The organism is Microbacterium hominis (assembly GCF_013282805.1).
Lineage (GTDB): Bacteria > Actinomycetota > Actinomycetes > Actinomycetales > Microbacteriaceae > Microbacterium > Microbacterium hominis_B.
This window is the reverse complement of record NZ_CP054038.1, coordinates 633,317-658,741: the sequence shown is the minus strand read 5'-3', so window position 1 is coordinate 658,741 and position 25,425 is coordinate 633,317. Positions and strand designations below refer to the sequence as shown.

General features: G+C 72.4%; 19 protein-coding genes and 1 pseudogene. 13 read left to right on the top strand and 7 right to left on the bottom strand.

The annotated features are described in order from the left end of the window. Window positions 1-109 precede the first annotated feature (109 nt). Complete coding sequence (locus tag HQM25_RS02850; RefSeq protein ID WP_172988876.1) at window positions 110-1,177, top strand: threonine aldolase family protein; 1,068 nt, start codon at window positions 110-112, stop codon at window positions 1,175-1,177. A gap of 39 nt (window positions 1,178-1,216) precedes the next feature. On the opposite strand, the gene HQM25_RS02845 is transcribed toward HQM25_RS02850, so the two are convergent. From HQM25_RS02845 to HQM25_RS02835, 3 genes are all read right to left on the bottom strand, one after another. Further along, a complete protein-coding gene (locus HQM25_RS02845; RefSeq protein ID WP_172988875.1) occupies window positions 1,217-3,148 on the bottom strand; it encodes a M3 family metallopeptidase in 1,932 nt (643 codons plus the stop codon). 9 nt (window positions 3,149-3,157) lie between these two features. Further along, window positions 3,158-4,774, bottom strand: a complete 1,617-nt coding sequence (locus HQM25_RS02840) for a DivIVA domain-containing protein (protein WP_172988874.1) — start codon at window positions 4,772-4,774, stop codon at window positions 3,158-3,160. A gap of 111 nt (window positions 4,775-4,885) precedes the next feature. After that, entirely contained in the window at window positions 4,886-5,473 is a 588-nt protein-coding gene (locus HQM25_RS02835) for a DUF4916 domain-containing protein (RefSeq protein WP_172988873.1), read from the bottom strand. Window positions 5,474-5,575: 102 nt separating this feature from the next. Between HQM25_RS02835 and HQM25_RS02830 the strand changes: the two genes are divergently transcribed. From HQM25_RS02830 to HQM25_RS02820, 3 genes are all read left to right on the top strand, one after another. Beyond that, window positions 5,576-6,196, top strand: coding sequence for a hypothetical protein (locus tag HQM25_RS02830; RefSeq protein WP_172988872.1), 621 nt, complete (start codon window positions 5,576-5,578; stop codon window positions 6,194-6,196). Window positions 6,197-6,250: 54 nt separating this feature from the next. Continuing rightward, window positions 6,251-6,925 (top strand): alpha/beta hydrolase, encoded by a 675-nt coding sequence (locus HQM25_RS02825; RefSeq protein WP_172988871.1) that lies wholly within the window; start codon window positions 6,251-6,253, stop codon window positions 6,923-6,925. Window positions 6,926-7,152: 227 nt separating this feature from the next. Further along, window positions 7,153-8,742, top strand: a complete 1,590-nt coding sequence (locus HQM25_RS02820) for an ABC-F family ATP-binding cassette domain-containing protein (protein ID WP_172988870.1) — start codon at window positions 7,153-7,155, stop codon at window positions 8,740-8,742. Window positions 8,743-8,791: 49 nt separating this feature from the next. Here the strand turns inward: HQM25_RS02820 and HQM25_RS17605 are convergent, their stop codons facing one another. Further along, on the bottom strand, window positions 8,792-9,334 hold the full coding sequence (locus HQM25_RS17605) for a hypothetical protein (RefSeq protein WP_217275187.1): 543 nt from the start codon (window positions 9,332-9,334) through the stop codon (window positions 8,792-8,794). A 99-nt stretch (window positions 9,335-9,433) separates the two neighbouring features. Between HQM25_RS17605 and HQM25_RS02810 the strand changes: the two genes are divergently transcribed. The 5 genes and pseudogenes from HQM25_RS02810 to HQM25_RS02790 form a co-directional block, all read left to right on the top strand. Next, window positions 9,434-14,218, top strand: coding sequence for an Lhr family ATP-dependent helicase (locus tag HQM25_RS02810; RefSeq protein WP_172988869.1), 4,785 nt, complete (start codon window positions 9,434-9,436; stop codon window positions 14,216-14,218). A 29-nt stretch (window positions 14,219-14,247) separates the two neighbouring features. Beyond that, entirely contained in the window at window positions 14,248-15,048 is an 801-nt protein-coding gene (locus HQM25_RS02805) for an Fpg/Nei family DNA glycosylase (RefSeq protein ID WP_172988868.1), read from the top strand. Between the two features lie 250 nt (window positions 15,049-15,298). Further along, window positions 15,299-16,465, top strand: coding sequence for an ABC transporter ATP-binding protein (locus tag HQM25_RS02800; RefSeq protein WP_254359522.1), 1,167 nt, complete (start codon window positions 15,299-15,301; stop codon window positions 16,463-16,465). 42 nt (window positions 16,466-16,507) lie between these two features. Further along, a complete protein-coding gene (locus HQM25_RS02795; protein WP_172988867.1) occupies window positions 16,508-17,695 on the top strand; it encodes an extracellular solute-binding protein in 1,188 nt (395 codons plus the stop codon). 73 nt (window positions 17,696-17,768) lie between these two features. After that, window positions 17,769-18,431 (top strand): annotated as a pseudogene (locus HQM25_RS02790) (ABC transporter permease); the annotation flags it as partial. On the opposite strand, the gene HQM25_RS18005 reads toward HQM25_RS02790, so the two are convergent. Further along, the gene (locus tag HQM25_RS18005) at window positions 18,350-18,538 is read right to left on the bottom strand and encodes a hypothetical protein (RefSeq protein ID WP_367948292.1); all 189 of its coding nucleotides are present in this window, start codon (window positions 18,536-18,538) and stop codon (window positions 18,350-18,352) included. The pseudogene HQM25_RS02790 and the gene HQM25_RS18005 overlap by 82 nt on opposite strands. Before the next feature lie 86 nt (window positions 18,539-18,624). Between HQM25_RS18005 and HQM25_RS02785 the strand changes: the two genes are divergently transcribed. From HQM25_RS02785 to HQM25_RS02770, 4 genes are all read left to right on the top strand, one after another. Then, a complete protein-coding gene (locus HQM25_RS02785) occupies window positions 18,625-19,539 on the top strand; it encodes an ABC transporter permease (RefSeq protein ID WP_367948291.1) in 915 nt (304 codons plus the stop codon). Window positions 19,540-19,548: 9 nt separating this feature from the next. Further along, the gene (locus HQM25_RS02780) at window positions 19,549-21,207 is read left to right on the top strand and encodes an amidohydrolase (RefSeq protein ID WP_172988865.1); all 1,659 of its coding nucleotides are present in this window, start codon (window positions 19,549-19,551) and stop codon (window positions 21,205-21,207) included. 251 nt (window positions 21,208-21,458) lie between these two features. After that, the gene (locus HQM25_RS02775; RefSeq protein ID WP_172988864.1) at window positions 21,459-22,889 is read left to right on the top strand and encodes an NAD(P)/FAD-dependent oxidoreductase; all 1,431 of its coding nucleotides are present in this window, start codon (window positions 21,459-21,461) and stop codon (window positions 22,887-22,889) included. Then, a complete protein-coding gene (locus tag HQM25_RS02770) occupies window positions 22,886-23,233 on the top strand; it encodes a cupin domain-containing protein (RefSeq protein WP_172988863.1) in 348 nt (115 codons plus the stop codon). The genes HQM25_RS02775 and HQM25_RS02770 overlap by 4 nt, the downstream gene beginning before the upstream one ends. Here HQM25_RS02770 and HQM25_RS02765 read toward each other — a convergent pair. Then, window positions 23,218-23,832 carry a TetR/AcrR family transcriptional regulator gene (locus HQM25_RS02765; protein ID WP_172988862.1) on the bottom strand — a complete coding sequence of 205 codons (615 nt, stop codon included), beginning with the start codon at window positions 23,830-23,832 and terminating at the stop codon, window positions 23,218-23,220. The genes HQM25_RS02770 and HQM25_RS02765 overlap by 16 nt on opposite strands. Further along, the gene (locus HQM25_RS02760; RefSeq protein ID WP_172988861.1) at window positions 23,829-25,313 is read right to left on the bottom strand and encodes an APC family permease; all 1,485 of its coding nucleotides are present in this window, start codon (window positions 25,311-25,313) and stop codon (window positions 23,829-23,831) included. Before HQM25_RS02760 ends, HQM25_RS02765 begins: the two co-directional genes overlap by 4 nt. Window positions 25,314-25,425: the final 112 nt, after the last annotated feature.

Sequence of the window (25,425 nt, the reverse complement as noted above, 5' to 3'; positions counted from 1 at the left end):
CCGCTCTGCGCGCCAGAACCGCCCAACGGCGGAATTCCTCCGGAGTTCTGCACGCCCGGCGCGGCCCCGCGGCCGCGGCCCCTCCGGCACCGAACTAGATTGGAACCTCGTGACCACCATCCACGACCCGAACGTCCGCGGCTTCGCCTCGGACAACTACTCCGGAGTGCACCCCGAGGTGCTCGCCGCCATCACCGCCGCCAACGAGGGCCACCAGGTGGCCTACGGCGAAGACGCCTACACCGCCCGGCTCCAGGAGGTGTTCGCGCAGCACCTCGGCGAGGGCGTCGAAGCGTTCCCGGTGTTCAACGGCACCGGTGCGAACGTGGTCGGGCTGCAGTCGATGCTCCCCCGCTGGGGCGCCGTGATCGCGGCATCCACCGCGCACATCAACGTCGACGAGGGCGGCGCACCCGAACGGGTGGCGGGCATCAAGATCCTGAACGTGCCCACCGACGACGGCAAGCTCACCCCCGACCTCATCGACCGCGAGGCGTGGGGCTGGGGCGACGAGCACCGCGCGCAGCCGCTGGTGGTCTCGATCACGCAGTCGACCGAGCTCGGCACCCTCTACACCGTGGACGAGATCCGCGCGATCGCCGACCACGTGCACGCCCGCGGCATGCGCCTGCACCTGGACGGCGCGCGCATCGCCAACGCCGCCGCGGCGCTCGACCTTCCCCTGCGCGCCTTCACGCGCGACGCCGGCGTGGATGTGATGAGCTTCGGCGGCACCAAGAACGGCGCCATGCTCGGCGAGGCCGTCGTCGTCCTCGACCCGGCAGCCTCGGAGGGCCTGCTGTTCCTGCGCAAGCTCAACATGCAGCTGAGCTCCAAGATGCGGTTCGTGTCGGCGCAGCTGGTGGCCCTCCTGGAGGGCGACCTGTGGCTGCGCAACGCGCGGCACTCCAACGCGATGGCTCAGCGTCTGCGGCACGGCGTCGAGGCAGGGCTCGCCGACGGCTCCATCCGCGGGGTCGGATTCACGCAGCCGACGCAGGCCAACGGCGTGTTCGCGACGCTGCCCGACGGGGTCGCCGACCGGCTGCGCTCATCGTTCCGCTTCTACGACTGGGATGCCGCGCGCAACGAGGTGCGCTGGATGTGCTCGTTCGACACGAGCGAGAACGACATCGACGCCTTCATCGCCGCGATCGCGCGCGAGACCGGCGCCTGAGCGCGCGGCGCCGGGGGCGCGGACACCGCACCCCCGGCCTCAGCGCCCCTCGGCGAGCCAGTCCGCGTAGGCGTCGAACGCGTAGTCGCGCCCGAGGAAGGCCCGCACGAGATCGGCGGCGTCGCGGCTGCCGCCGCGCTCGAGCACCTCGGTGCGGTAGCGGGCGGCCACCTCGGCATCCATCAGGTCGCCATCGAAGGCCGACAGCAGGTCCTTCGCGATGACGAGGCTCCACTGGTACGTGTAGTAGCAGGCGCCGTACCCGGTGAGGTGGCCGAAGCCGGCGTACGAATGCCGCCCGCGCAACGGCTGCACGGGGCTCGATTCGGCGTACAGGCGCTCGGTCGCGGCGGGCAGGTCGGCCGGCCGGTCGGCGTGCAGGTGGTACGACACCCGGGCGTGGCCGAGCTGCCGGCGCACCTCCAGGGCGCGGCCGAACGCGTCGGCCCGTCGCATGCGCGCGACGAGGTCGGCGGGGATGGGCTCCCCCGCGCCGTTCGCGGTGAACGAGGCCAGCACCCCGGCATCCCATGCCCAGGCCTCGAGCATCTGGCTCGGCGCCTCCACGAAGTCCCACTCGGTCTTGATGCCGCTGGAGCGGGACCATGGCTGGCGGCTGCCGAGCACGAAGTGCACGAGGTGCCCGAACTCGTGGAAGAACGTGATCACGTCGTCGTGTTCGAGCAGGCCCCGCGAGAAGTTGCACAGCAGCACCCCCTCCGGCAGTCCGCGGTCGGCGACCGCCGGGGCGAGCGGGAAGCACGCCGCGTGATTGAACTTGCCCTCGCGCGGGTGCAGGTCGAGGTGGATGCGGCCGAGCACGACGTCGCCGCGCACGACGTCGTACGAGCGCACGTCCGCGTGCCATGTGGGCACCTCGACGGGCCGGTAGTCGAGGTCGAGCAGACGCCCGGTGACCTCGAGCACGCCCGGCAGCACGCGGTCGAAGGAGAAGTACGTGCGCACCTCCTGCGCGTCGACGTCGTACTCCTCGCGCTTGATCTGGCCGATCAGGTACCAGAAGTCGGCGATGGTGACCTCGGTCGCCTCGGGGTCGTCCTGCCGGAGCCGGGCGAGCAGACGCTCGTACTCGGGGCCGGTGGCGGGAGCGGAAGCCGCGGCCAGCCGCTCGAGGAACCGCGGGATCTCGACCCCCGCCCCGATCATGCGCGTCTCGGTCTCGTAGGCCGGCCAGTCGGCATAGCCGAGCAGCTGCGCGCGCTCATCGCGGACCGCGAGCAGCTCGCCGAGGATCGCGTCGTTCTCCGGCCAGGCCATGTCGTTGTACGCCCCGACGAGCGCCACGCGGGTCGCCCGGTCGTGCGCGTACTCGCGCACCGGCAGCAGGTCGGTGTAGTCGGTGGAGAGGGTCACGAATCCGTCGTCGTCGACGGGATGCCGCGCCACGAAGTCTTCGGGGAGGCCCGCGAGCGCGTCCGGGGCGACCTTCACCTCGCGTCGGCCGTCGCGGATGTTGCGGGAGAAGGCGAGGGAGAGCGCGGTGTCGCGTTCGGCGAGCTCCCGTGCGCGCTCGCGGTGCGCGTCGTCGAGGTCGACCCCGCCGCGGCGGAAGTCGCGCAGCACGTGCTCCAGCACGCGGGCGGCGCCGCGCTCGAGATCGGCGGGCTCGAGATCGGCCGGGGCGATCCCCTCGAACACCGCCCACAGGTCGCGGTCGAGCACGCGCGCGGCCGACAGCGCCTCAGCGGCCTGCACCTGCTCCTCGGCGGCGGCGCGCACGTCGGCGTCGGGGTGCGCCTCGCTGAGCACGTACCCCTCGCTCAGGGCGCGGCGCAGCGCGATCTCCGCATCGTCGAGCAGCGCGAGCCGCTCGGACGCCGACAGCCCGGCTTCGCCGATGAGGCGCGCATCGATCGCGCGCACCTCGGCGAGCCGGGCTGCGGGCCGGTCGGTCGCGAAGGCGATCCAGCCGGCGTGGTCGGTGGGGAACTCCAGGGGCGCGCTCGTCACCCCCAGAGCCTATTCGGGCGCGTGCTCGCCGGTGTTCTCCGCCGCCTCGGACGGCGCGTCCTCGGCGGGCTCCTGCGCGGCAGGCTCGTCCTGCGCGGGGTGCTCCGGCGCGGCGGGCTCGTTCGCGGCGGCGGGCTCCGGGGCGTCAGGGGCCTCGGCGGCCGCCTCGCGCGGTGCCTCCGGGCGGATGAGCTCCTTGACCTCGGCCATGAAGCTCGTCAGCTGGTGCTGCTGCCAGCGGAGCTGTCGCGTGCGGTCCTCGGCGTCGCGCAGCACGCTCTGCGAGTTCGTGGTGACCATCTCGATGATGCGCTGGGCCTTGTCGCGGGCGCGGTCGAGCGTCTCGCGGGCGCGGATCTGCGCCTCGGCCTCGATCTGGGCGGCCTGGGCGCGCATGAGGCGGTCGAAGTCGTCGGCCTTGGCGGCCACGCGCTGGGCGTGCTCGAGCGAGGCGGCGACCTGCTCGTTGGCGTCCTGCGTGATGCGCTCGGCGTGGGCGACGGCCTGGTTGTGCAGCACGAGGAACTCCTGCTGGGCGTCGTCCTGGCGGCGGGCCAGCGACTCCTCGAACTCGAGGGCCCGCAGGCGCAGCTCGCGCACGGCCTCCTCGGCCTCGGTGCGCTGGTGGCTCGTCTCGCGGCTGACCATCGCGCGCAGCGCGGCCGCGCCCTTCTCGGCCTCGGAGCGGATCGCCGCGGCCTCCTGCTCGGCCTGCGACACCTTCTCGGCGGCGTGGGCGGCCTCGCGCTCGAGCTGCGCCTCGTGGGCGGTCAGCTCGGTCTCGATGCGCAGGCGCACCTGCTGGGCCTCGTGCTCGGCCTGCGAGCGCGTCGACTCGGCGTCGGCCTGCGCCTCCTGGCGGCGGCTCTGGATCTCCTCGCGCGCGGCCTCGAGCAGGCGCTCCGCCTGGATCGTCGCGTTGCGGATGAGCACGCTCGCCTGCTCCTCGGCGACCCGCAGCACCTCTTCGAACTGGTGCCGGTTGGGCGAGTCGGCGGAGGCGTCGGCGACGAGCTCCTCGCTGAGCGCGGTCATCCCCGCCTCCGCCTGGGCTGCGCGGGCGTTCGCGGCGGCGACCTCGGCCTCGAGGCGCTCGAGGTCGGCGCGGGCGGCGGCGGTGGCGGCATCCACCTGGGCCTGGACCTCGGCGGCGGCGGTCTCGGCGCGCTGGGTCGCGGCATCCACCTTCGCCTGCAGCTCGGCCACGACGGCCTGCTGGGCGGCGGAGGCGTTCTGGGCAGCAGCCTCGGCGGCCTCGGCGACGCGCTGCTCGGCCTGCTCGGCGCGCTCGGTCGCGGCGGTGACCTCGGCCTGGAGCTGCTCGAGCTCGTCGCGCGTCTCAGCGTCGACCGCTTCCAGCTCGAGGCGGTAGCGCTCCTGCAGGAACGCGATCTCCTCGGTCTCGGCGCGCAGGCGCGCCTTCAGGCGCGCGATGGCGGTGTCGACCTCGTCCTTGTCGTAGCCGCGGAATGTGGTCGTGAACGACGCGTCGGCGGTCGACGAGGTCTGCGAGGGCGCGGGCGCCTGCTGCGGGGCCGACGACGCCGCGACGAGCGCATCGAACGAGGTGTGCGACTCGGAGGAGCTGGACGGCGTCGCGGGGAACAGGGGGTGCTGGTCGGGCATGAGGGGATCTCGCTTCTTCACGCGCGCGTGAAAGTGGCAGCGGCAAGGGGGGATGCCGCGATTCGGGGTACCAGAAAGATAACCCGGATCAGCGCCGCGCGCCCACGACGATCAGCGCAGAGCGCCCACGCTCGCCAGCGCCATGCGCACCAGCGTGCCGCGTCCGCCCTCCATCTCGGCCGCGAGCGCGTCGGAGGCCGCTTCCTCGGGCTTGAGCCAGGTGACCTCCAGCGCGTCCTGGCGGGGCTCGCAGGTGCCGGTCACGGGAACGACGAACGCGAGCGAGACGGCGTGCTGACGGTCGTCGTGGAACGCGCTCATTCCCGGCAGCGGGAAGTACTCGGCCACGGTGAACGGCAGCGGCTGGGGCGGCAGGAGCGGGAACGCCATCGGCCCGAGGTCGTTCTCGAGGTGGCGGAACAGCGCGTCGCGCACCGTCTCGCCGTAGCGCACGCGACCCGACACGATCGTGCGGGTGATCTCGCCGAGCGGGGTCGCGCGCAGAAGGATGCCGACCTCGGTGACCTGCCCCATGCCGTCGGTGCGCACCGGGATGCCCTCCACGTAGAGCATGGGCAGGCGGCGGCGCGACTCGGCGAGTTCGATGTCGCTGAGCCAGCCTGGATTCGACACGTTCCCCGGCGGCGGGCCGAAGGGCTCGTCGCCGGCCGGTTCGGGATCGGGGGTGCGCACGGCCATGCCTCCTGTATACCCCTTCCTCGGGCGGGATCGGGATGCCGCGCGACGCGGCCCCGACGCGACAGTACGCTTGCGTCAGATCTGAACAGGGGGGTCGTTCGCATGGGTGACCAGACGCAGGAGCGCATCAGCCGCATCCAGGACATCGTCGGCGTGTTCGTGCTGTCCATCATCGCCGTGCTCACCGCCTGGTGCGGCTTCCAGTCCTCGAAGTGGGGCGGCGAGATGTCGATCGCGTTCAGCGAGGCATCCTCCGCCCGCATCCAGGCCACCGCCGCCCAGAGCGAGGCGCAGTCCGCCGAGCAGTTCGACCTCACCATCTACGCCCAGTGGGTGGTGGCCACCGCCGACGAGCGCTCGGGCCTCGCCGATTACATCGAGGACCGCTTCACGCCGCACTTCGCCGTCGCCTTCGACGCGTGGGTCGACGACGGCATGGTCGAGAACGGCCCGTTCGCCCGCGAGGAGTACGTGCCGCCGGGCGCCGAGGAGGCGGCCGCGCTGTCCGCCCGCGCCGACGCGAAGTTCCAGGAGGCGCTCGACAACAACCAGCGCGGCGACAACTACTCGCTCCTGACGGTGCTGTTCGCCCTCGTGCTGTTCCTCACGGCCATGTCGCAGCGCGACGTGAAGACGTGGGTGGGGCGCACGCTCCTCGGCCTCGCGGTCGTGGTCTCGGTCGTGGGCATCGTCATCCTGCTGACCTTCCCCATCCGGGTCTGACCCGGCCGTGTCGGTGCCCAGCCGCCTGTCGGAGGGCGGTGGCAGGATGAGGGGATGCCGGAAGCCCTCGTCCTCGATTCCGACGCCGTCCTGTGGTCCGACGATCGCCATGCGCTCGACGGACGCCACCTCCTCCTCCTGCTGCACGGCTACGGGGCCGACGAGCACGACCTGTACGGGCTGCGCTCGTATCTGCCCGCGCCGCTGGTGGTCGCGGCGCTCGCGGCGCCGCTCACCCCGCCGTGGCCCGCACCCGGGCGCTCCTGGTACCCGATCGACGGCCTCGACGGCCGCGACCCCTCGCACGTGACGGCCGCCGCGCAGGCGATGATCGACTGGGTCGACGCGCACGCGACGGGAGCGGCATCCATCGGCCTCCTCGGCTTCTCGCAGGGCGGCGCGGTCTCGCTCCAGGCGCTGCGGCTCGCGCCGACGCGCTTCGCGTACGCGGTGAACCTGTCGGGCTACGCGACTCCGGGCGCGCTCGAGGGCGACGCCGCGCTCGCCGAGGTGAAGCCGCCCGTCTTCTGGGGGCGCGGCACGCACGACGACGTGATCCCGGAGTTCCTCGTCGATCACACCACCGAATGGCTTCCGTCGCGGGTCGAGCTGAGCGGACGGGTGTACCCCGGGCTCACCCACAGCGTCTCGGAGCCAGAGCTCGCCGATGTCGTCGCGTTCCTGGGCAAGCAGCTCGACGCGCTCTCGACCGCCGATGGCGTAAGATGACGGCGGCCCTGTCCCCCAGGTGAGGAACTCCCTTGAAGAAGATCGACGCGACCGCGCTCTGATATCGCGCTGATCCGTCGATCCCGACGGTCGCGCACATCCCTCGCGCTGACCGTCGATCCGGGCCCCTTCCTCGGCCGTTCCGTCGTCTGCGGCATCCCGCCGCGGCGCCCCCGAGGCAGCCGCCCTCCTCGCCCGTCAGCGCACCCCTGACGCAAGGAGGCCTCATGCCTGCACACACCCTCACCCCCTCCATCACCCTCGACCGCGTGCGCTTCGCCTGGCCCGACGGGTCCGTGGCCCTCGACGGCGTCTCCGGCGCCTTCGGAGCGGGACGCACGGGCCTGGTCGGCCGCAACGGCGCCGGCAAGTCGACCCTGCTGCGGCTCGTCGCCGGCGAACTGGCGCCGTCGGCGGGGCACGTCGCGACCACCGCCGAGGTGGCGTACCTGCCCCAGCGGCTCACGCTCGATGTCGATCGCCCCGTCGCCGATCTTCTGGGCGTCGGCGCGGCCCTGCGCGCGGTGCGCGCGATCGAAGCCGGCGACCCCGACCCGGCGCACTTCGACGCGATCGGCTCCGACTGGGACGTCGAAGCGCGCTCCCACGCGGCTCTCGCCGAGGCCGGGCTCGCTCCCGGCATGCTCGACCGCCGGGTCGGCGAGCTCTCCGGCGGCGAGGCGGTGCTGACCGCGATCGCCGGCATCCGGCTGCGCGGAGCGCCCATCGCGCTGCTGGACGAGCCGACCAACAACCTCGACCGCGACGCGCGCGCCCGCCTCCACGCCATGGTGCGCGCCTGGCGGGGGGCGCTGGTGGTCGTGAGCCACGACCTGGCGCTGCTGGAGGAGATGGATGACACCGCCGAGCTCTACGGCTCCCTCCTGTCGGTGTTCGGAGGACCGTACTCGCAGTGGCGCGCGTGGCTGGATGCCGAGCAGGACGCCGCGCGTGACGCCGAGCGGGCGGCGCGTCAGGTCGTGCGGCGCGAGAAGCGCGAGCGCATCGAGGCCGAGACCACGATCGCCCGGCGCGCGGCGATGGGGCGCAAGGCGCAGCTCGAGAAGCGGGTACCGGGGATCGTCGCGGGCGGCCGCAAGCGTGCCGCGCAGGTGTCAGCCGGCAAGCTGCGCGGCGAGAAGGCCGAGCGCGAGGCTGCGGCCCGGACGGCGCTGGATGCCGCGGAGCGGCGGGTGCGCGACGACGACGACGTGCGCATCGACCTGCCCGACCCCGGTGTGGCGGCCGGGCGGCGCATCCTGACCCTCGGCGACGGGGATCGCTCGTGGGTGGTGCAGGGCGCCGAGCGCGTGGCCGTCGTGGGACCCAACGGTGTCGGCAAGACCACGCTGCTGGAGGCCCTGGTCGGGCGGGGCACGCACTCCGGGTCGCAGCTGCACACCGACCGGGTCGGGTACCTGCCGCAGCGGATGGACGGGCTCGACGAGCACGCGTCGGTGCTGGAGAACGTCGCCGCCGCCGCTCCCGGAGTCGGCAGCGCCGAGCTGCGCAACCGGCTCGCGCGGTTCCTCATCCGGGGCGCCGCGGTCGAGCGGCCGGTGGCGACGCTCTCGGGCGGCGAGCGCTTCCGCGTCGCGCTGTCGCGGCTGCTGCTGGCCGACCCGCCGCCGCAGCTGCTGGTGCTCGACGAGCCGACGAACAACCTCGACATCGACACCGCCGAACAGTTGGTGTCAGCCCTGTCGGCCTATCGCGGCGCGGTGCTGATCGTGAGCCACGACGACGCATTCCTCGAGCGCGTCGGCATGGATCTGGTGCTCGAACTCGGGCCGGGCGGCACCCTCACGGCGCGATGAGCGCGCGGCGCCTCCGGCCGGGCGGCCCGGCCTCCGGCCGGGCGGCCCGTCAGGGGACCTTGGGTCCCTTGGTGTGGCCGGGGGCGCTGCCGCTGTTGCCCGGTCGCTCCTGCCCGTCCTCCTCGGGAGCAGGGGTCGGGGTGGGCGTCGCGATCGGGCCCGAGGTCGGCGTGGGGGTCGGCGTCGGCGTGGGTGTCGGGGTGGTGGTCCGCGTCGGCTCCACCTGCCCGGGGGCCGTGTCGTCGGGCGCAGCGTCGGTGGGAGGGCGCGGCGACGGCGTCGGGCGCCCCGCGCCGGCGGGCGCCTCGGAGGGCGTCGGCCGCGGCGAGGTGCGCACGTCGGCGGCCGGGGCGGGCTCGCCCGGAAGCAGCGCTCCGTCGCGCGGAGTGGCGATGATCATCGAGACGACCACGACCAGCGACAGGGCCAGCGCGCCGCACAGGGCGCCCAGGCCGAAGGCGCGCACGCGCCGCGTGCGCAGCCACGCGAGCCACGCGGGCGACGCGGGCGACGCGGGCGACGCGGGCGCGGGATCGTCGGATCGCGCGGGCGGCGGGGGAGTCACCGGCGCGCTCGAACGGGTCGGCTCCATCGGATTCCTGTGTGACGACGTCGGGGGACCCACCGAGCCTACGCGACCGTGCGCCCTGCGGTCTGGCCCGATGTCGGCGGGGACGAGCAAGATGGTGGGGTGGGCGATGTTCTGGAACGATTCGGTCCTGCCACGCAGGACTGGTTCCGCGGCGCGTTCCCCCGCCCCACCGACGCGCAGGTCGGCGCCTGGCAGGCCATCTCCGCCGGCAAGCACGCGCTCGTGGTCGCGCCCACCGGCTCGGGCAAGACGCTCTCGGCGTTCCTCTGGGCCATCGACCGCGTCTTCCACACCAAGGCGGTGCCCACCGCTCCGGCGAAGGGCCGCAGGTCGGTGGATGCCGCGGGCACCGGCATCCTCTACATCTCGCCGCTGAAGGCACTCGGCGTCGATGTCGAGCGGAATCTGCGCTCGCCGCTGGTCGGCATCGGCCAGTCGGCGCGGCGGCTCGGGGTCGTCGTGCCCGAGGTGACCGTCGGAGTGCGCTCGGGCGACACGACCTCGAGCGATCGCCGCAAGCTCGTGCAGGCTCCGCCCGACATCCTCATCACGACGCCCGAGTCGCTGTACCTCATGCTCACCAGCCGGGCCGGCGACACCCTGCGCGACGTGCACACGGTCATCGTCGACGAGGTGCACGCCGTGGCCGCCACCAAGCGCGGCGCCCACCTCGCGGTGAGCCTCGAGCGTCTCGACGAACTGCGCCGGTCCTTCGCCCCGGATGCGGCGCCCGCCCAGCGCATCGGCCTGTCTGCGACCGTGCGCCCGATCGACGAAGTGGCGCGGTTCCTGGGCGGGGCGGCGCCGGTGGAGATCGTGGCGCCCCGCGCGACGAAGGCGTTCGACATGAAGGTCGTCGTGCCGATCGACGACATGCTCAATCCGCCGCCGGCACCGGGCGCCGCGGCGGACGCGAAAGACACGCCGCCGCGCGAGACGCGCACGGTCGATGACCTCGAGAGCGAGCCGACGATCGACGAGGACTGGTTCGCCGACGGCTCGGCGGGCACGCCGCGTGCCGAGTCCTCCGAGATGACGGGCTCGGTGTGGCCGCACGTCGAGGAGGCCATCGTCGACCGCATCGTGCAGCACCGGTCGACCATCGTCTTCTGCAATTCGCGGCGTCTGGCCGAACGGCTGACGGGGCGCCTCAACGAGATCTACAGCGAGCGCCTCGGCATCGGCGTGCCCGCGCCCGGTGCGCCGCCCGCGGCCATGATGGCGCAGGCGGGCGCGACGGCGGGCGCCGACCCGGTTCTCGCGAAGGCGCACCACGGGTCGGTGTCGAAGGAGCAGCGCGCGCAGGTCGAGGAGGAGCTGAAATCCGGCGTGCTGCGCTGCGTCGTGGCCACCTCGAGCCTCGAGCTCGGCATCGACATGGGCGCCGTCGACCTCGTGATCCAGGTCGAGGCGCCGCCCAGCGCGGCATCGGGTCTGCAGCGCATCGGCCGGGCCGGCCACCAGGTGGGCGAGGTGAGCCGCGCGGCCCTGTTCCCCAAGCACCGCGGCGACGTGCTCCACACGGCCATCGTCACCGAGCGCATGCTCGCCGGGCAGATCGAGGCGATCGCGATCCCGCAGAACCCGCTCGACATCCTCGCCCAGCAGACGGTCGCCGCCTCCGCCCTCGCCCCGCTCGACGTCGAGGGCTGGTACGAGACGCTCAAGCGCAGCGCGCCGTTCCGCTCGCTGCCGCGGTCGGCCTACGAGGCGACGCTCGACCTGCTCGCCGGCCGCTTCCCGTCGGACGAGTTCGCCGAGCTGCGCCCGCGCGTGGTCTGGGATCGCGACCTCGGCGTGCTCACCGGCCGCCCGGGCTCCCAGCGCATCGCCGTCACGAGCGGGGGGACCATCCCCGACCGCGGGCTGTTCGGCGTCTTCGTCGCCGGAGAGTCGCAGAACGCCCGGGTGGGCGAGCTCGACGAGGAGATGGTCTACGAGTCGCGCGTGAACGATGTGTTCACGCTCGGCACGACCAGCTGGCGCATCACCGAGATCACCCACGACCGCGTGAACGTCGTGCCGGCGTTCGGCCAGCCCGGCAAGGTGCCCTTCTGGCACGGCGACGGCATCGGGCGCCCGGCGGAACTCGGCGAGGCGCTCGGCAGGTTCAGCCGCGAGGTGTCGGCTGCCGGTCCCGAGAAGGCGGGCGACCGGCTGGATGCCGCCGGTCTCGATGCCTCCGCGCAGGGCAACCTCCTCGCCTACCTCGCCGAGCAGCGCGAGGCGACCGGCACCCTGCCGACCGATCGTCAGCTCACGGTCGAGAGGGGTCGCGACGAAGTCGGCGACTGGCGCGTGATCCTGCATTCTCCGTACGGCATGCCGGTGCACGCTCCGTGGGCGCTCGCTGTGAACGCGCGGATCCGGGAGCGTCTCGGGGTCGAGGGGTCGGCCGTGGCCAGCGACGACGGCATCATCGCGCGGATCCCCGACGCCACGGCCGAGCCGCCGGGGGCGGACCTGTTCGTGTTCGATCCGGCCGAGCTCGAGCAGCTGGTCACCGACGAGGTGGGCGGTTCCGCGCTGTTCGCCTCGCGGTTCCGCGAGTGCGCGGCGCGCGCGCTGCTGATGCCCCGGCGCACCCCGGGGCGACGCACCCCGCTGTGGCAGCAGCGGCAGCGCTCGGCGCAGCTGCTGGAGGTGGCGCGCCGCTACCCGACGTTCCCGATCATCCTGGAGACGCTGCGCGAGGTGCTGCAGGACGTCTACGACGTGCCCGCCCTGTTGCGGCTCATGCGCGGGATCGGCGAACGGCGCATCCGTCTGATCGAGACCGAGCCCGCACAGCCCTCGCCGTTCGCCCGCGACCTGCTGTTCGGGTATGTCGGCGCGTTCATGTACGAGGGCGACTCCCCCCTGGCCGAGCGGCGGGCGGCCGCGCTCTCGGTCGATCCCGCTCTGCTCAGCGAGCTGCTCGGCAAGGTGGAGATGCGCGAGCTCCTCGACCCCGACGTGATCGCGCAGTTCGAACGCGAGGCGCAGCGGCTCGCGCCCGATCGCCGGGTGCGCGGCGTCGAGGGCGCCGCCGATCTGCTGCGCCTGCTCGGACCGCTGGATGCCGCAGAAGTCGCGGAGCGCCTGGAGCCCGCCGACGGCGAGGACGCATCCGCGGGGTCCCCCGCCGCGACGCATCTCGAGACGCTGGTCGCCGCGCGCCGGGCGATCCCGGTCACGATCGCGGGCGCGGCCCGCGTCGCGGCGATCGAAGACGCCGGGCGACTGCGCGATGCCCTCGGCGTCCCGCTGCCGGTCGGCATCCCGACCGCGTTCCTCGAGCCGGTCGCCGATCCGCTCGGCGACCTCGTCGCCCGTCACGCCCGCACGCACGGGCCGTTCCGGGCCGCGGCGATCGCCGAGCGCCTCGGCATCGGCGTGGCCGTGGCCCGGCTCACCCTGCAGCGGCTCGAGTCGCAGGGGCGCCTCGCGAGCGGGTTCTTCCTCCCCGCGGAGCTCGCCGCGCGCGCCGGCGAGTCCTCCGCCGACGAGACGGAATGGTGCGACGCGGAGGTGCTCCGGCGCCTGCGCATGCGATCGCTGGCGGCGATCCGCGGCAGCGTCGAACCGGTGCCGCCGCAGGCGTTCGCGCGGTTCCTGCCCACGTGGCAGCACGTGACGAGGCCGCTCGAAGGGGTCGACGGCGTCGCCGCGGTCATCGAGCAGCTCGCGGGGGTGCCGATCCCCGCGAGCGCCTGGGAGTCGCTCGTGCTGCCCGCGCGGGTCTCCGACTACGCGCCCGGGATGCTCGACGAGCTGACCTCGACCGGCGAGGTCGTCTGGTCGGGACACGGCGGCCTGCCGGGACGGGACGGGTGGATCGCCCTGCATCCGGCCGACGCGGTCGCCCTCACGCTGCGCGAGGCCGATGAGGCCGACGCCGTGCCCGCCGACACCCTCGACGCGCAGATCGTTACGGCGCTCGAGGGTGGCGGTGCCTACTTCGCCGCCCAGCTGCGCCAAGCCGTCGGCGCCGAGAACGAGCAGTCCGTCATCGACGCGCTCTGGCGGCTCACCTGGTCGGGCCGGGTCACCAACGACACGTTCGCGCCCGTGCGCACCCTCCTCGGCGGCGGCTCCCAGGCGCACCGCACCTCGCGGCGCGCGCCGCGGGCGCGGATGTACCGCGGCGCGGCCGTGCGGAGCGTCGCGGCCGCGGTCGCGGCGGCAGCCCCGGCGCGGCCGCCGTCGATCGGCGGGCGCTGGTCGCTGCTGCCGACGCCCGATCCCGACCCCGCGCTGCGCGCCACGGCCGCGGCCGGGCTGCTGCTCGACCGCTACGGGGTCGTCACCCGCGGCGCCGTGCAGGCCGAGGGGCACCCGGGCGGCTTCGCGCAGACCTACCGGGTGCTCTCCGGGTTCGAGGAGGCCGGGCACTGCCGACGCGGCTATGTCATCGAGAAGCTCGGCGCGGCCCAGTTCGCCGCCTCGGCCACGGTGGACCGGCTGCGGGAGTTCGCCGCGCTGGCCGACCCTCCTCCCCTGCGCGCGGTGACCCTCGCCGCCACCGATCCCGCGAACCCCTACGGCGCCGCCCTGCCGTGGCCGGCTCTCGAGGGCATCGGCCACCGCCCCGGGCGCAAGGCCGGGGGCCTGGTCGTGCTCGTCGACGGCGCCCTGGTGCTGTACCTGGAGCGCGGGGGCAAATCCGCACTCGCGTTCACCGGCGAGGAGGCGATGATCGCCGCGGCGACCCGGGATCTGGCGGCGACCGCCCGCACCCGCCGCCTCGACACCCTCACGATCGAACAGGTCAACGGCGCGTTCGTCCTCGGGACGGGCATCGGCCGCGCCCTGCGCGAGGCCGGCTTCGTCGAGTCGCCGCGCGGGCTCACGCTGCGCAAGTCCACCGCCGGCGACGCCCTCCGGGAGGCGGCCCGTGCCTGAGTCGCCCGGGAACGCCTCCGGGATCGCCCGTGCCTGAGGGCGACACCGTCTTCCGCACGGCGCGACGCCTGGATGCCGCGCTCTCGGGCTCCGAGGTGACCCGGTTCGAACTGCGGGTGCCCCAGGCGGCCACCGTCGATCTGCGCGGGCAGGTGGTGCGCGACGTGACAGCCCGCGGCAAGCATCTGCTGCATCGCATCGGCGAGCACACCCTGCGCAGCCACCTCAAGATGGAGGGGTCCTGGCACGTGTACCGGCCGGGAGAGCGCTGGCACGCGCCCGCGCACACGGCGCGCGCGGTCATCGTGGGCCGGCGCCCCGACGGCACCTCGTGCGAGACCGTCGGCTTCGACCTCGCCGATATCGCGGTCGTCCCGACCGCGCTCGAGGACGCACTCGTCGGCCATCTCGGGCCCGATCCCCTCGGCCCGGACTGGGACCCGGCCGAAGCCGCCCAGCGCCTGGGCTCCGACCATCGACCGATCCATGTCGCACTGCAGGACCAGCGCAACGTCGCCGGCTTCGGCAACGAGTACGCCAACGAGATCCTGTTCGTGCGCGGCATCCACCCCACCACGCCCGCCCACACGATCGACGCGGCGGGCGTCGTGGACCTCGGCGCCCGCATGATCCGCGCGAACCGCGATCGGGCCGACCGCACCTTCACCGGGGATTCCCGGCGCGGGCGGACCACGTGGGTGTACCGCCGCGAGGGCAGGCCCTGCCGCCGATGCGGAACGCTCATCCTGGGCGGCGCGCTCGGCGCCGACCCCACGCGGGAGCGCATCGTGTTCTGGTGTCCGCGGTGTCAGCCGGCCGCCCCGGGGTGACCGGGACAGACGATCTGTCCCGCCTCACCCGACGGATGCGGATCATGACGACATGCCGCCGAGGAAACGCGCGAGTTTCCGCGCCGTTACGGGGCGTCGGACGGAATGTCAGGTCGGGAGCCCGCACGGCCCGGATCGTCCGGTTCGGCCCCCGCGACGTTGCATCATCTGGTACCCGATGTATTGAATGTCGCAACAGATTCCACGGCCGCGCACAGGTGCGCGGCACCACCAGGAGGGCCCCGCGAACGTGACCACGGCGACCGAGACAGGCACGATGGCGGGCACCGCCACGCTCGAGGGGCGCGGGGCCGTGCGCCTCGAAGGCGTCACCAAGAACTACGGCGAGGCGGTCGCGGTCGACGATCTGTCGCTGTCGATCGAGCCGGGCGAGTTCATCTCGTTCCTCGGCCCGTCCGGCTGCGGCAAGACGACGACGCTGCGCATGATCGCAGGCTTCGAGCATCCCGATGCTGGCCAGATCAGCATCTCGGGCACCTCGGTGCTGAACGTCCCCCCGTACCGCCGGGACGTGAACACGGTCTTCCAGGCGTATGCGCTGTTCCCGCACCTCTCGGTCGCCGAGAACGTCGCGTACGGGCTGCAGCAGCGCCGCACACCCAAGTCCGAGGTGCGCGAGCGCGTCTCGCAGGCCCTCGACATGGTGCAGATGCGCTCGTTCGGAGATCGCAAGCCGACGCAGCTCTCCGGCGGCCAGCAGCAGCGCGTGGCGCTGGCCCGCGCCCTTGTGAACCGTCCCGCGGTGCTGCTGCTCGACGAGCCGCTGGGCGCCCTCGACCGCCAGCTGCGCGAGGAGATGCAGCTGGAGCTCAAGCTCCTGCAGTCGCGTCTGGGCATCACCTTCGTCTTCGTCACGCACGACCAGGGCGAGGCACTGTCGATGAGCGACCGCATCGCGATCATGCGCGCCGGCCGCATCGAGCAGCTCGCCGACGCCGACACCGTGTATGCGCGCCCCGCTTCGGCATATGTCGCGGCCTTCGTCGGACAGCAGAACTTCTTCCACGGCGCCGCCACCGACGACGGCTCGGCCGTCGCCTCCCCCCACGCCCTGGTGCGCGCCGCCGAGCCCGCGCTCGCCGGCGTGGCGCAGGGCGAGGCCGCCGTGCGACCGGAGTTCATCCGCATCGAGGCCGACGACCCTGCTGCCGAGAGCGCCGAGCCGAACACCGCCCGCGGCAGCCTCATCGGCGTCTCGCACCTCGGCGACACCATGCAGTACCTGGTGCGCCTCGGCGACGAGCAGAGCCTGATCGTGCGCCGCCCCACGCCCGACGCCCCCGCGCTGCGCGTGGGCGACACGGTGCGCTGCTCGTGGTCCGCCCACCACGTCCTCCTCTTCCCGTCGGACGACGCCGCCGTCCAGGGCGGGTACATCGCACCGCCCACTCACTGAACCGAACCCCGCCACCACCGGCTCCACCCGAAGGAGAACCCGATGACCGATCCCCGCAACGCCGTGCGCATCCTCGCCCCCGAAGGCACCGCACAGGCGATCGTGCGCGAAGTGTCGCGCCGCCGCTTCCTCAGCTTCGCCGCCCTCACCGGCGGCGCCGCCTTCCTCGCCGCGTGCGCCGGCCCCGGCAGCGGCACCTCGAGCGCCCCCCAGGCCACCGGAGGCGCGCTCGAGAACGGCGTCTCCGTCTACACGTGGGGCGACTACGACGCGCCCGAGGTGATGTCCTCGTTCACGTCCGAGCTCGGCCCCAAGATCACGATGGACTCGTACTCGTCGAACGAGGAGCTCATCGCCAAGCTCATCGCCGCCAAGGGCACCTCCGGCTACGACATCGTCGTCCCGACCGGCGTTTTCGTGCCCCAGATGATCGAGCACGGTCTGCTCGAGAAGTTCAACAAGGACCTCATCCCGAACATGTCGAACCTCGACGCGTTCTACCTCGGCCGCGCCTGGGACCCGGAGAACGACTACACCGTCGTGAAGGCATGGGGCACCACCGGCTACGTCTACGACAAGACCGTGATCACCCGCGAGCTCACCACGTGGGCCGACTTCTTCGACGCCGCCCAGAACGAGGCCAGCGGCAAGACGGCGATGTCGGACGACCCCGCCGGCATCATCGGCTCCTACTTCTGGGCCAACGACATGGACTGGAACACCGACGACGAGGCCGAGCTCGACGCGTGCGCCGACTTCCTGGTGAACGAGATCGCGCCCCACATCGCCGCCTTCGACTCCTACCCGGGCTCGAGCGCCATCCCGCAGGGGACCCACGTGCTCATGCAGGCGTGGAACGGCGACGCGCGCCTGGGCCTGCAGGAGTCCTCCGAGCCCGAGCGCTGGCAGTGGGTCTTCCCCGGCCCTCGCACCGAGCTGTGGATGGACAACTGGGCCATCGCCGCCGGCGCGCAGAACATCGAGGCCGCGCACGCCTTCATCAACTGGTCGCTGAGCACCGAGAGCCTCGCGGCGAACCTCGACTACATCGGCTACAACGTGGGCGGCAAGGACATGGAGCCGGCAGCGATCGAGGCCGGCCTCGACTACGTCGACATGATCTTCTTCACCCCCGAGCAGCTCGAGACGATGAACGAGCAGGAGCTCAACGACACGCAGCAGCGCCGTGTGGAGATCTGGTCCGAGATGAAGGCCGCCGCTGGTGCCTAAGCGCTCCGCGGGAGCCGCGCTCGCCATTCCGGCGTGGGCGTGGCTCTCGCTGTTCTTCGTCGCCCCCGTGCTGATGGTGGTGTGGTTCAGCTTCGGCTACAAGCCCGGCATCTTCGGCACGCACGCGAACGACATCCTCTCGTTCGACCGGTACGCCGAGGCGCTCTCGCCCACGTTCTTCACGACGTTCCAGAACACCCTGTGGGTGGGCCTGGCCGGAACGGTGCTGTGCTTCCTGGTGGGAGCGCCGGTGGCGTACTGGATGGCGTTCAAGGTCCGGCCCGAGCGCCGCGGCATCCTCATCGCCCTCGTGCTCATCCCGTTCTGGACGAACTTCCTCGTGCGCACCATCGGCTGGCAGATCATCCTGTCGCCCGAGGGCGCGGTGTCCCAGTTCCTGAGCCCGGTGCTGGGCGGGCCGATCGACCTGCTCTACACCCGCGAGGCGGTGCTTCTGGGCGTGGTGTACAACTACCTCCCGCTCATGGTGCTGCCCCTGTTCGTCGCGTTCGACCGCGTGGGGCCCGCTCTGCGCGAGGCGTCGAAGGACCTCGGCGCGGGCAAGATCGTCACCTTCTTCCGGGTGACCCTGCCCCTGTCGCAGCCGGGCATCATCGCGGGCGTGCTGCTGGTGTTCATCCCCCTGATGGGCGACTACATCACCGCGACGGTCCTCGGCGGGGCAAAGGGCAACATGGTCGGCCAGCTGGTCGCCGCGCAGTTCCAGACGGCGCAGAACTGGGCGCTGGGCTCGGCGATGGCGGTCGTGCTCATGCTCACCATCACGCTCACGATCGGAGTGGCGGCCCTGGTCATCTGGCTGATCGCGCTGCCGTTCCGCACGCGCAACCGCCTGGTCCTCGGCCCCGTGGCCGATGCCGAGGCACCCGCGCAGACCGCATCGACCCAGGCCCCGCGGAGGTGGCATCGTGACCATCACGAAGACCGAGGCGATCGCCCGCATCGAGGAGATCGACACCGGCACCAAGGTCCGCCGCGCGCGGTCCCCCAAGTCGTGGTCGGACATCGCCCTCAACGTGTGGGGCGTGCTGGTCCTGCTGTTCCTGTTCGCGCCGATCATCGTGATCGTCATCTACTCGTTCAACAGCGGCCGCCTGCTGATCGCGTGGGACGGTTTCGGGTTCGACGCCTTCGCGACGATCCTCGAGAAGCCGGCGATCCAGAACGCTGTGCGCGTGTCGCTGATCACCGCCTTCTTCGCGGCGATCATCGCCACGGCTCTCGGCACCCTCGCGGGCATCGCCATGGCACGCCACCCCGGCAAGTGGACGTGGTGGTTCCTGGGTCTGCTCCTGTTCGTGTCGGTGACGCCCGAGATCGTCGACGCCGTGGCGCTGCTGCCGTGGATGGTGTTCCTCGGCCAGGACGCGGGGCTGACGATGTTCAACGACGGCCTCGTGCGCCTCTCCGTCGGCTCGTCGCTGTTCGCGACCGCCGTGGTGTCGTACATCGTCCGCGCGCGCCTGATCGGCCAGGACGCGAACCTCGAAGAGGCTTCCGGCGACCTGTACGCGAACCCGATCGCGACCTTCCTGAAGGTCACGCTTCCGCTCGCGCTGCCGGCGGTGCTGGCCGGCTTCCTGCTCGCGTTCACCCTGAGCCTCGACAACACGGTCATCGCCGCGTTCGTGCAGGTGTCGGGCACCACGCCGTGGCCGGTGTACGTCCTCAGCGCCGTGCGTTCGGGCATGCGGCCCGAGATCGCCGCCGTGTCGACCGTGATGCTGCTGCTCACGCTCGTCGCGCTCGCGCTGGTCGCCCTGGTGCTCAAGCGCGCCGGCGACTCGGCGACCGAGATCGCGCGCACCATGACGGGCGGCTGAGCCGGCACCATGGCACACGCTGATCTCGTCTTCGCGGGCGGGCCGGTGTTCACCGCGAACACCGTCCGCTCGCGCGCGACCGCCGTCGCCGTCCGCGGCGGCCGCATCGTGGCCGTCGGAGGCGACGACGTGCGCGAGCTCGTCGGCCCCCGCACGGAGGTCGTCGACCTGCGCGGCCGGATGCTCGTGCCCGGATTCCAGGACGCCCACGTGCACCCGGTGTGGGGCGGGCTCGACATGCTGCGCTGCGACCTGTCGGCCCTCTCGAGCGCCGCGGAGTATCTCGACGAGATCGGCCGTTACGCGGCATCCCACCCGGATGACGCCTGGGTGCTCGGCGGCGGGTGGCAGATGTCGGCGTTCCCCGGCGGGACCCCCACCGCCGCGGCGCTCGACACCGTCGTCGCCGACCGGCCCGCGTTCCTCCCGAACCGGGACGGCCACGGGGCGTGGGTCAACTCCGCCGCGCTGCGGCTGGCGGGAATCGACCGCGACACCCCCGACCCCGCCGACGGCCGCATCGAGCGCGATGCGGCCGGCAACCCGTCCGGCACCCTGCACGAAGGTGCGATGGGCCTCGTGAACCGGCTGCTGCCCGAGGAGCCGCTCGACCGGCTCACCGAGGCGCTGCTGGTCGGCCAGCGCTACCTGCACTCGTTCGGCATCACGGCCTGGCAGGACGCGATCGTCGGGGCGTACGGGGATGCCGGCGACCCCGGTCCCGCGTACCTCAAGGCCGCCGCCGACGGCACCCTCACGGCGCGCGTGGTCGGCGCGCTGTGGTGGGACCGCACCCAGGGCCTCGAGCAGATCCCCGCGCTGCTCGAGCGGCGCGACCGGTACCGCGGCGGGCGGTTCGCGGCGACGAGCATCAAGGTGATGCAGGACGGTGTGGCCGAGAACTTCACCGCGTCGATGCTCGAGCCCTACGGCGACGGCCACGGGCACTTCACCGACAACTCCGGCATCTCCTTCGTCGCGCCCGAGATCCTGAACGAGGCCGTGCCGCTGCTGGACGAGGCCGGCTTCCAGGTGCACTTCCACGCGATCGGCGACCGTGCGGTGCGCGAATGCCTGGATGCCGTCGAGCGCGCGATCGCCCGCAACGGCGGGCGCCGCGACAACCGCCACCACATCGCGCACATCCAGGTCGTGCACCCCGACGACGTCCCCCGCTTCCGGCAGCTCGGCGTGGCCGCCAACATGCAGTCCTACTGGGCGACGCTCGAGCCCCAGATGGTGGAGCTGACCCTCCCGTTCCTGGGCGCCCCGCGCAGCGCGTGGCAGTACCCGTTCGGCGACCTGCTGCGCGCGGGCGCCGTGCTCGCGGCCGGTTCGGACTGGTCGGTCTCTACGCCCGACCCCCTGGCGGCGATCCACACCGCGGTGAACCGCACCGCCGCGCCCGGGCATGAGGAGGGCGAGTACGACCCCTTCCTGCCCGAGCAGGCGATCGATCTGGCGACCTCGCTCACGGCCTACACCGCCGGCTCCGCGTGGGTGAACCACCTCGACGAGGTCACCGGAACGGTCGAGGTCGGCAAGTTCGCCGACCTCGCCGTGCTCGACCGCGATCCGTTCGCGGGCCCCGCCGACCAGATCGGCGCGACCCGTGTGCTGCAGACCTTCGTCGAGGGCGAGCGGGTCTTCGCCGCCGACGACTCCTGAGCCGCGGCATCCATCCGGCCCTGGCCGCCCCGGCACCCTGCCAGCCCCGGCACCCTGCAAGCCCGGCCCCGGTCCCGCCCCTGCCACCTCACCCCCCTCCGCCCTCGCGCCCCCTTGCCGAGATCAGGTGATCTGCCCGAGGCAGGACGATCCCCAGCCGATCCGTCCTGTTTCCGGCGGATCACCTGATCTCGGCCACCGCGAGGCACCAGGATCAAGCCACACCCCCATCCACAAAGGAAGTGATAGCCGTGGGCACCACGGTTTTCGAACGTCTCCGTCCGGCATCCACCACCATCGCGCACAGCCTCACCGACGCCCGCCACGGCGTGTTCTGGCTCGACGACCTCCCCGCCGACCTCACCCCCGACCGTCCCGCCCTCTCCGGGGAGCAGACCGCCGACCTCGTCGTCGTCGGCGCCGGCTACACCGGGCTGTGGACGGCGATGCTGGCGCTGCGCCGCGACCCCGGTCTGCGCGTGGCGATCGTCGAAGCGGCCACCGTCGGCTGGGCGGCCTCGGGCCGCAACGGCGGCTTCTGCGAGGCGAGCATCACCCACGGCTACGACAACGGCCTCAGCCGCTGGCCCGACGAGATCGACACGCTCGAGCGACTCGGCATGGAGAACCTCGACGCGTTCGAGGCCGACCTTGCCGAGTGGGGCGTCGACGCCCAGTTCGAGCGCGTCGGCGAGCTGGATGTCGCGGTCGAGCCGCACCAGCTGGAATGGCTGCGCGAGGAGATGGAGCACGCCGGCCCCGACAGCGTCTTCCTCGACGAGGCCGAGGTGCAGGCATCCATCGCATCTCCCACGTATCTCGGCGCCGTGTGGCACCGACGCAACAACGCGATCCTGCATCCGGCGCGACTGGCCGCGGGGCTCGCGCGGGCCGCGGAGGAGCGCGGCGCGACGGTCTACGAGCACTCCCGGGTCACGGGGCTCGACACCTCCGGGGCGCAGGTGCGCGTCACGACCGCGGAGGGTGCGCTGATCGCCGATCGCGTGGTGCTGGCGACCAACGTGTTCCCGTCGCTGCTCAAGCGCAACCGCCTCATGACGGTGCCGGTGTACGACTACGTGCTCATGACCGAGCCGCTGACTGCGGAGCAATGGGATGCCGTCGGCTGGCGCGACCGCCAGGGCATCGGCGACATGGCCAACCAGTTCCATTACTACCGGCCCACGCAGGATGGTCGCATCCTCTTCGGCGGGTACGACGCGGTCTACCACTACGGGCGCCGGGTGCGCGCGCAGTACGAGGATCGCCCGGAGTCGTGGGAGAAGCTCGCGAGCCATTTCTTCACGACGTTCCCGCAGCTGGAGGGGCTGACCTTCACGCACCGCTGGGCCGGCGCGATCGACACGTCCACGCAGTTCTGCGCGTTCTTCGGCACGGCGCGCGGCGGCCGGGTCGCCTACGCGGCCGGATTCACGGGGCTCGGCGTGGGCGCCGCGCGCTTCGCGGGCGAGGTGATGCTCGACCTGCTCGCGGGCGAGAAGACCGAGCGCACCGAGCTCGAGATGGTGCGCAAGCGTCCGCTGCCGTTCCCGCCCGAGCCCGCCGCGGCGATCGGCATCAACGCCACGCGCTGGTCGCTGGATCGCGCCGACCACAACGGCGGCCGGCGCAACCTGCTCCTGAAGACGCTGGACGCCGTCGGACTGGGGTTCGACTCATGACCCTGGAGCCGGGCCGGGTGGTGGATGCCGCCACCCTGCGCATCCACCACGAACCGGTCGCCGGCGACCAGGTCGCCGAGAACGGGCCCACGACGGGCTTCGTCGCCATCGGCGAACTCGCCGGTGCCGAGGTGGGCGTGTGGGAGATGACCGAGGGCGCCATGCGCGACGTCGAGGCGGAGGAGCTGTTCGTCGTGATCGCCGGCGACGCCACCGTGGAATTCACGCAGCCGGCGCTGCCGGCGATCGAGCTGTCGGCCGGATCGGTCGTGCGCCTGGCGGCAGGCATGCGCACGGTCTGGACCGTGCGCGAAACCCTGCGGAAGGTCTACATCGCGCCCTGAGTGGGCTCGATCTCGCAGTCGAGGGCCAGCGACGCGTACGCGCGCACGGCTCGTCGGCACGCCTCCCGATCGAGGGCGTACCCGAAGAGCGGGTAATAGTCGAAGGAGTCCTCGAGGGCCACGATGTTGCCGGCGATCTCCGCCGGATCGCGCGTGGGCCGGAAAGCACCGAGGCCCGTGCCGAGCTCGATGGTCGTGCGGTAGAGCATGACCTGCCGCTCGACGATCGAGCGCATGAGGGGCCGGTAATGCGGCTTCTCGCGCATGAGCGAGATGGATTCGTAGACGATGCGCAGTTCGTCGGTGATCTCGTCGGGGATGCCGAGGTCGATCAGGATCCGCATGCGATCGACCGGGTCGGCGGCGACCTGCGAGGCGCGCAGTCGGCTCTCGGAGAACTCCTCCAGCACGGCCTCGACGCTGGAGTAGATGAGTTCGTCGAAGGTCGGGAAGTAGTAGATGACGCTGCCGGCGCTCACGTCGGCTTCGGCGGCGACGGCGCGGACGTTGGTCTGCGCGAGGCCGCGCTCGGCCGCCACCCGCCGCGCGGCGGCGATGAGCGCCGCCTTGCGCTGCGGGTGGCGGGACGACGGGCTCACGGCTGCGACGGCTCCTCTTCGATGATCGGGATCGACTGCGTGAGACCCTCGTAGGTCTTGGGCGCACGCCGGCGCAGCACGAATCCCACCACGATACCGGCCACGAACAGCACGGGCGTGGGCAGCAGGAGCAGCCAGTTGATCGGCCCGGTGAAGCCGGAGACGATCTCGAAGTTCGCCGTCACGAGGCAGAACGCCACGATGAGTCCGAGCGCGCCGAACGCGGGGGCGACGATGACCCGCCACACGCTGTGCCCTCGGCGGTCCTTCGCGAAGAACGCGACGGCCGAGATGGCGGCGACGGCCTGCGCGAAGATGACACCCGCCACGCCCACGGCGTAGGTCCAGATCGCCAGCTGCAGGTACGGATCGGCGCCCAGCACGGCGGCGACCACGACGGCGAGGGCCGCGAGCGCGGCCATGGCGAAGCTCGCGACGTACGGCGAACCGGTCGCCTGACCGGTGCGGGCGAGCGCCCGCGGCAGCAGACCCTCGCGGCCGAGCGAGAAGAGGTAGCGGCTCGTGGCGTTGTGGAACGCGAGCACGCAGGCGAAGAAGCTCGTCACGATGAGGACCTGCATCGCCACTCCGGCCCATGCGCCGAGGTACTGGTCGCCGGCGATGAACACCATCTCGGTGAAGTCGTCGGACTGCGCGAGCGCGAGGACGCCGTCGATGCCGAAGGCGTAGGTGAGGATCCAGAACGTGAACGCGTAGAACACGCCGAGGAACGCGACAGCGATGTAGGTGGCGCGCGGCACCGTCTTCTCCGGGCGATGAGCCTCCTCCGCGTAGATCGCGGTGCCCTCGAATCCGAGGAAGGCGCCGAAGGCGATCACGATGAGGGCGGCCACGCCCGGGGCGCCGAACACGGCGGCCGGAGAGAACGGGAGGGCGCTGGCGGGCTCCGGGCCACCGGTGATGAGGATCGCGACCGTGAGGATGAGGAGGATGAGCACCTCGGCGCCCAGCAGCACGGCCAGCACCTTGGCTCCGACGTCGATCTTGCGGGCGCCGAGCAGCGCGACCACCCCGACCGAGGCGAGCGCCCACACCCACCACGGCACGTCGAGGCCGAGCAGGTTGACGGCGGTGAGCTGCGCGAAGAAGCCGATGAAGCCGTAGAAGGCGATCGCGAGCACGGCGTAGGCGAGCACCGTCACGAAGGCGATGCCGATGCCCGCGGGCTTGCCGAGGCCCTTGCCGACGTACGCGTAGAACGCGCCGGCGTTGCGCACGTGCGTCGACATGGCCGTGAACCCGAGTGCGAAGAGGATGAGCACCACGGCGGCGAAGATCATCGCTCCGGGGGCGCCGATGCCGCCGAGGCGGAAGGCGGCCGGCGCTGCGCTGACGACGACGGTGAGCGGCGCGGCCGCGGAGACGACGAAGAAGACGATGTCCCACACCCTGAGGCGTCCCGACGCGAGCGTCGTCCCTGTCGTGGTGGCGTCGAGCACGCCCTTGGTCGACGTTGTCATGTGTCCTCCCGGATCGCTGAGCGTTTCTGAACAGTCATTCAAAGTGCATCTGTCCCTGTTCGTCAAGAGGTGTTATGTTGCCAACACCCAAATCGTGACACTTGTTCAAAGA

Coding starts and splice junctions, on each gene's coding strand:
- HQM25_RS02840 (WP_172988874.1), bottom strand. CDS start 4,774: ATGCCCGACCAGCACCCCCTGTTCCCCGCGACGCCGTCCAGCTCCTCC.
- HQM25_RS02835 (WP_172988873.1), bottom strand. CDS start 5,473: ATGGCCGTGCGCACCCCCGATCCCGAACCGGCCGGCGACGAGCCCTTC.
- HQM25_RS02830 (WP_172988872.1), top strand. CDS start 5,576: ATGGGTGACCAGACGCAGGAGCGCATCAGCCGCATCCAGGACATCGTC.
- HQM25_RS02825 (WP_172988871.1), top strand. CDS start 6,251: ATGCCGGAAGCCCTCGTCCTCGATTCCGACGCCGTCCTGTGGTCCGAC.
- HQM25_RS02820 (WP_172988870.1), top strand. CDS start 7,153: ATGCCTGCACACACCCTCACCCCCTCCATCACCCTCGACCGCGTGCGC.
- HQM25_RS17605 (WP_217275187.1), bottom strand. CDS start 9,334: ATGGAGCCGACCCGTTCGAGCGCGCCGGTGACTCCCCCGCCGCCCGCG.
- HQM25_RS02795 (WP_172988867.1), top strand. CDS start 16,508: ATGACCGATCCCCGCAACGCCGTGCGCATCCTCGCCCCCGAAGGCACC.
- HQM25_RS02780 (WP_172988865.1), top strand. CDS start 19,549: ATGGCACACGCTGATCTCGTCTTCGCGGGCGGGCCGGTGTTCACCGCG.
- HQM25_RS02770 (WP_172988863.1), top strand. CDS start 22,886: ATGACCCTGGAGCCGGGCCGGGTGGTGGATGCCGCCACCCTGCGCATC.
- HQM25_RS02760 (WP_172988861.1), bottom strand. CDS start 25,313: ATGACAACGTCGACCAAGGGCGTGCTCGACGCCACCACGACAGGGACG.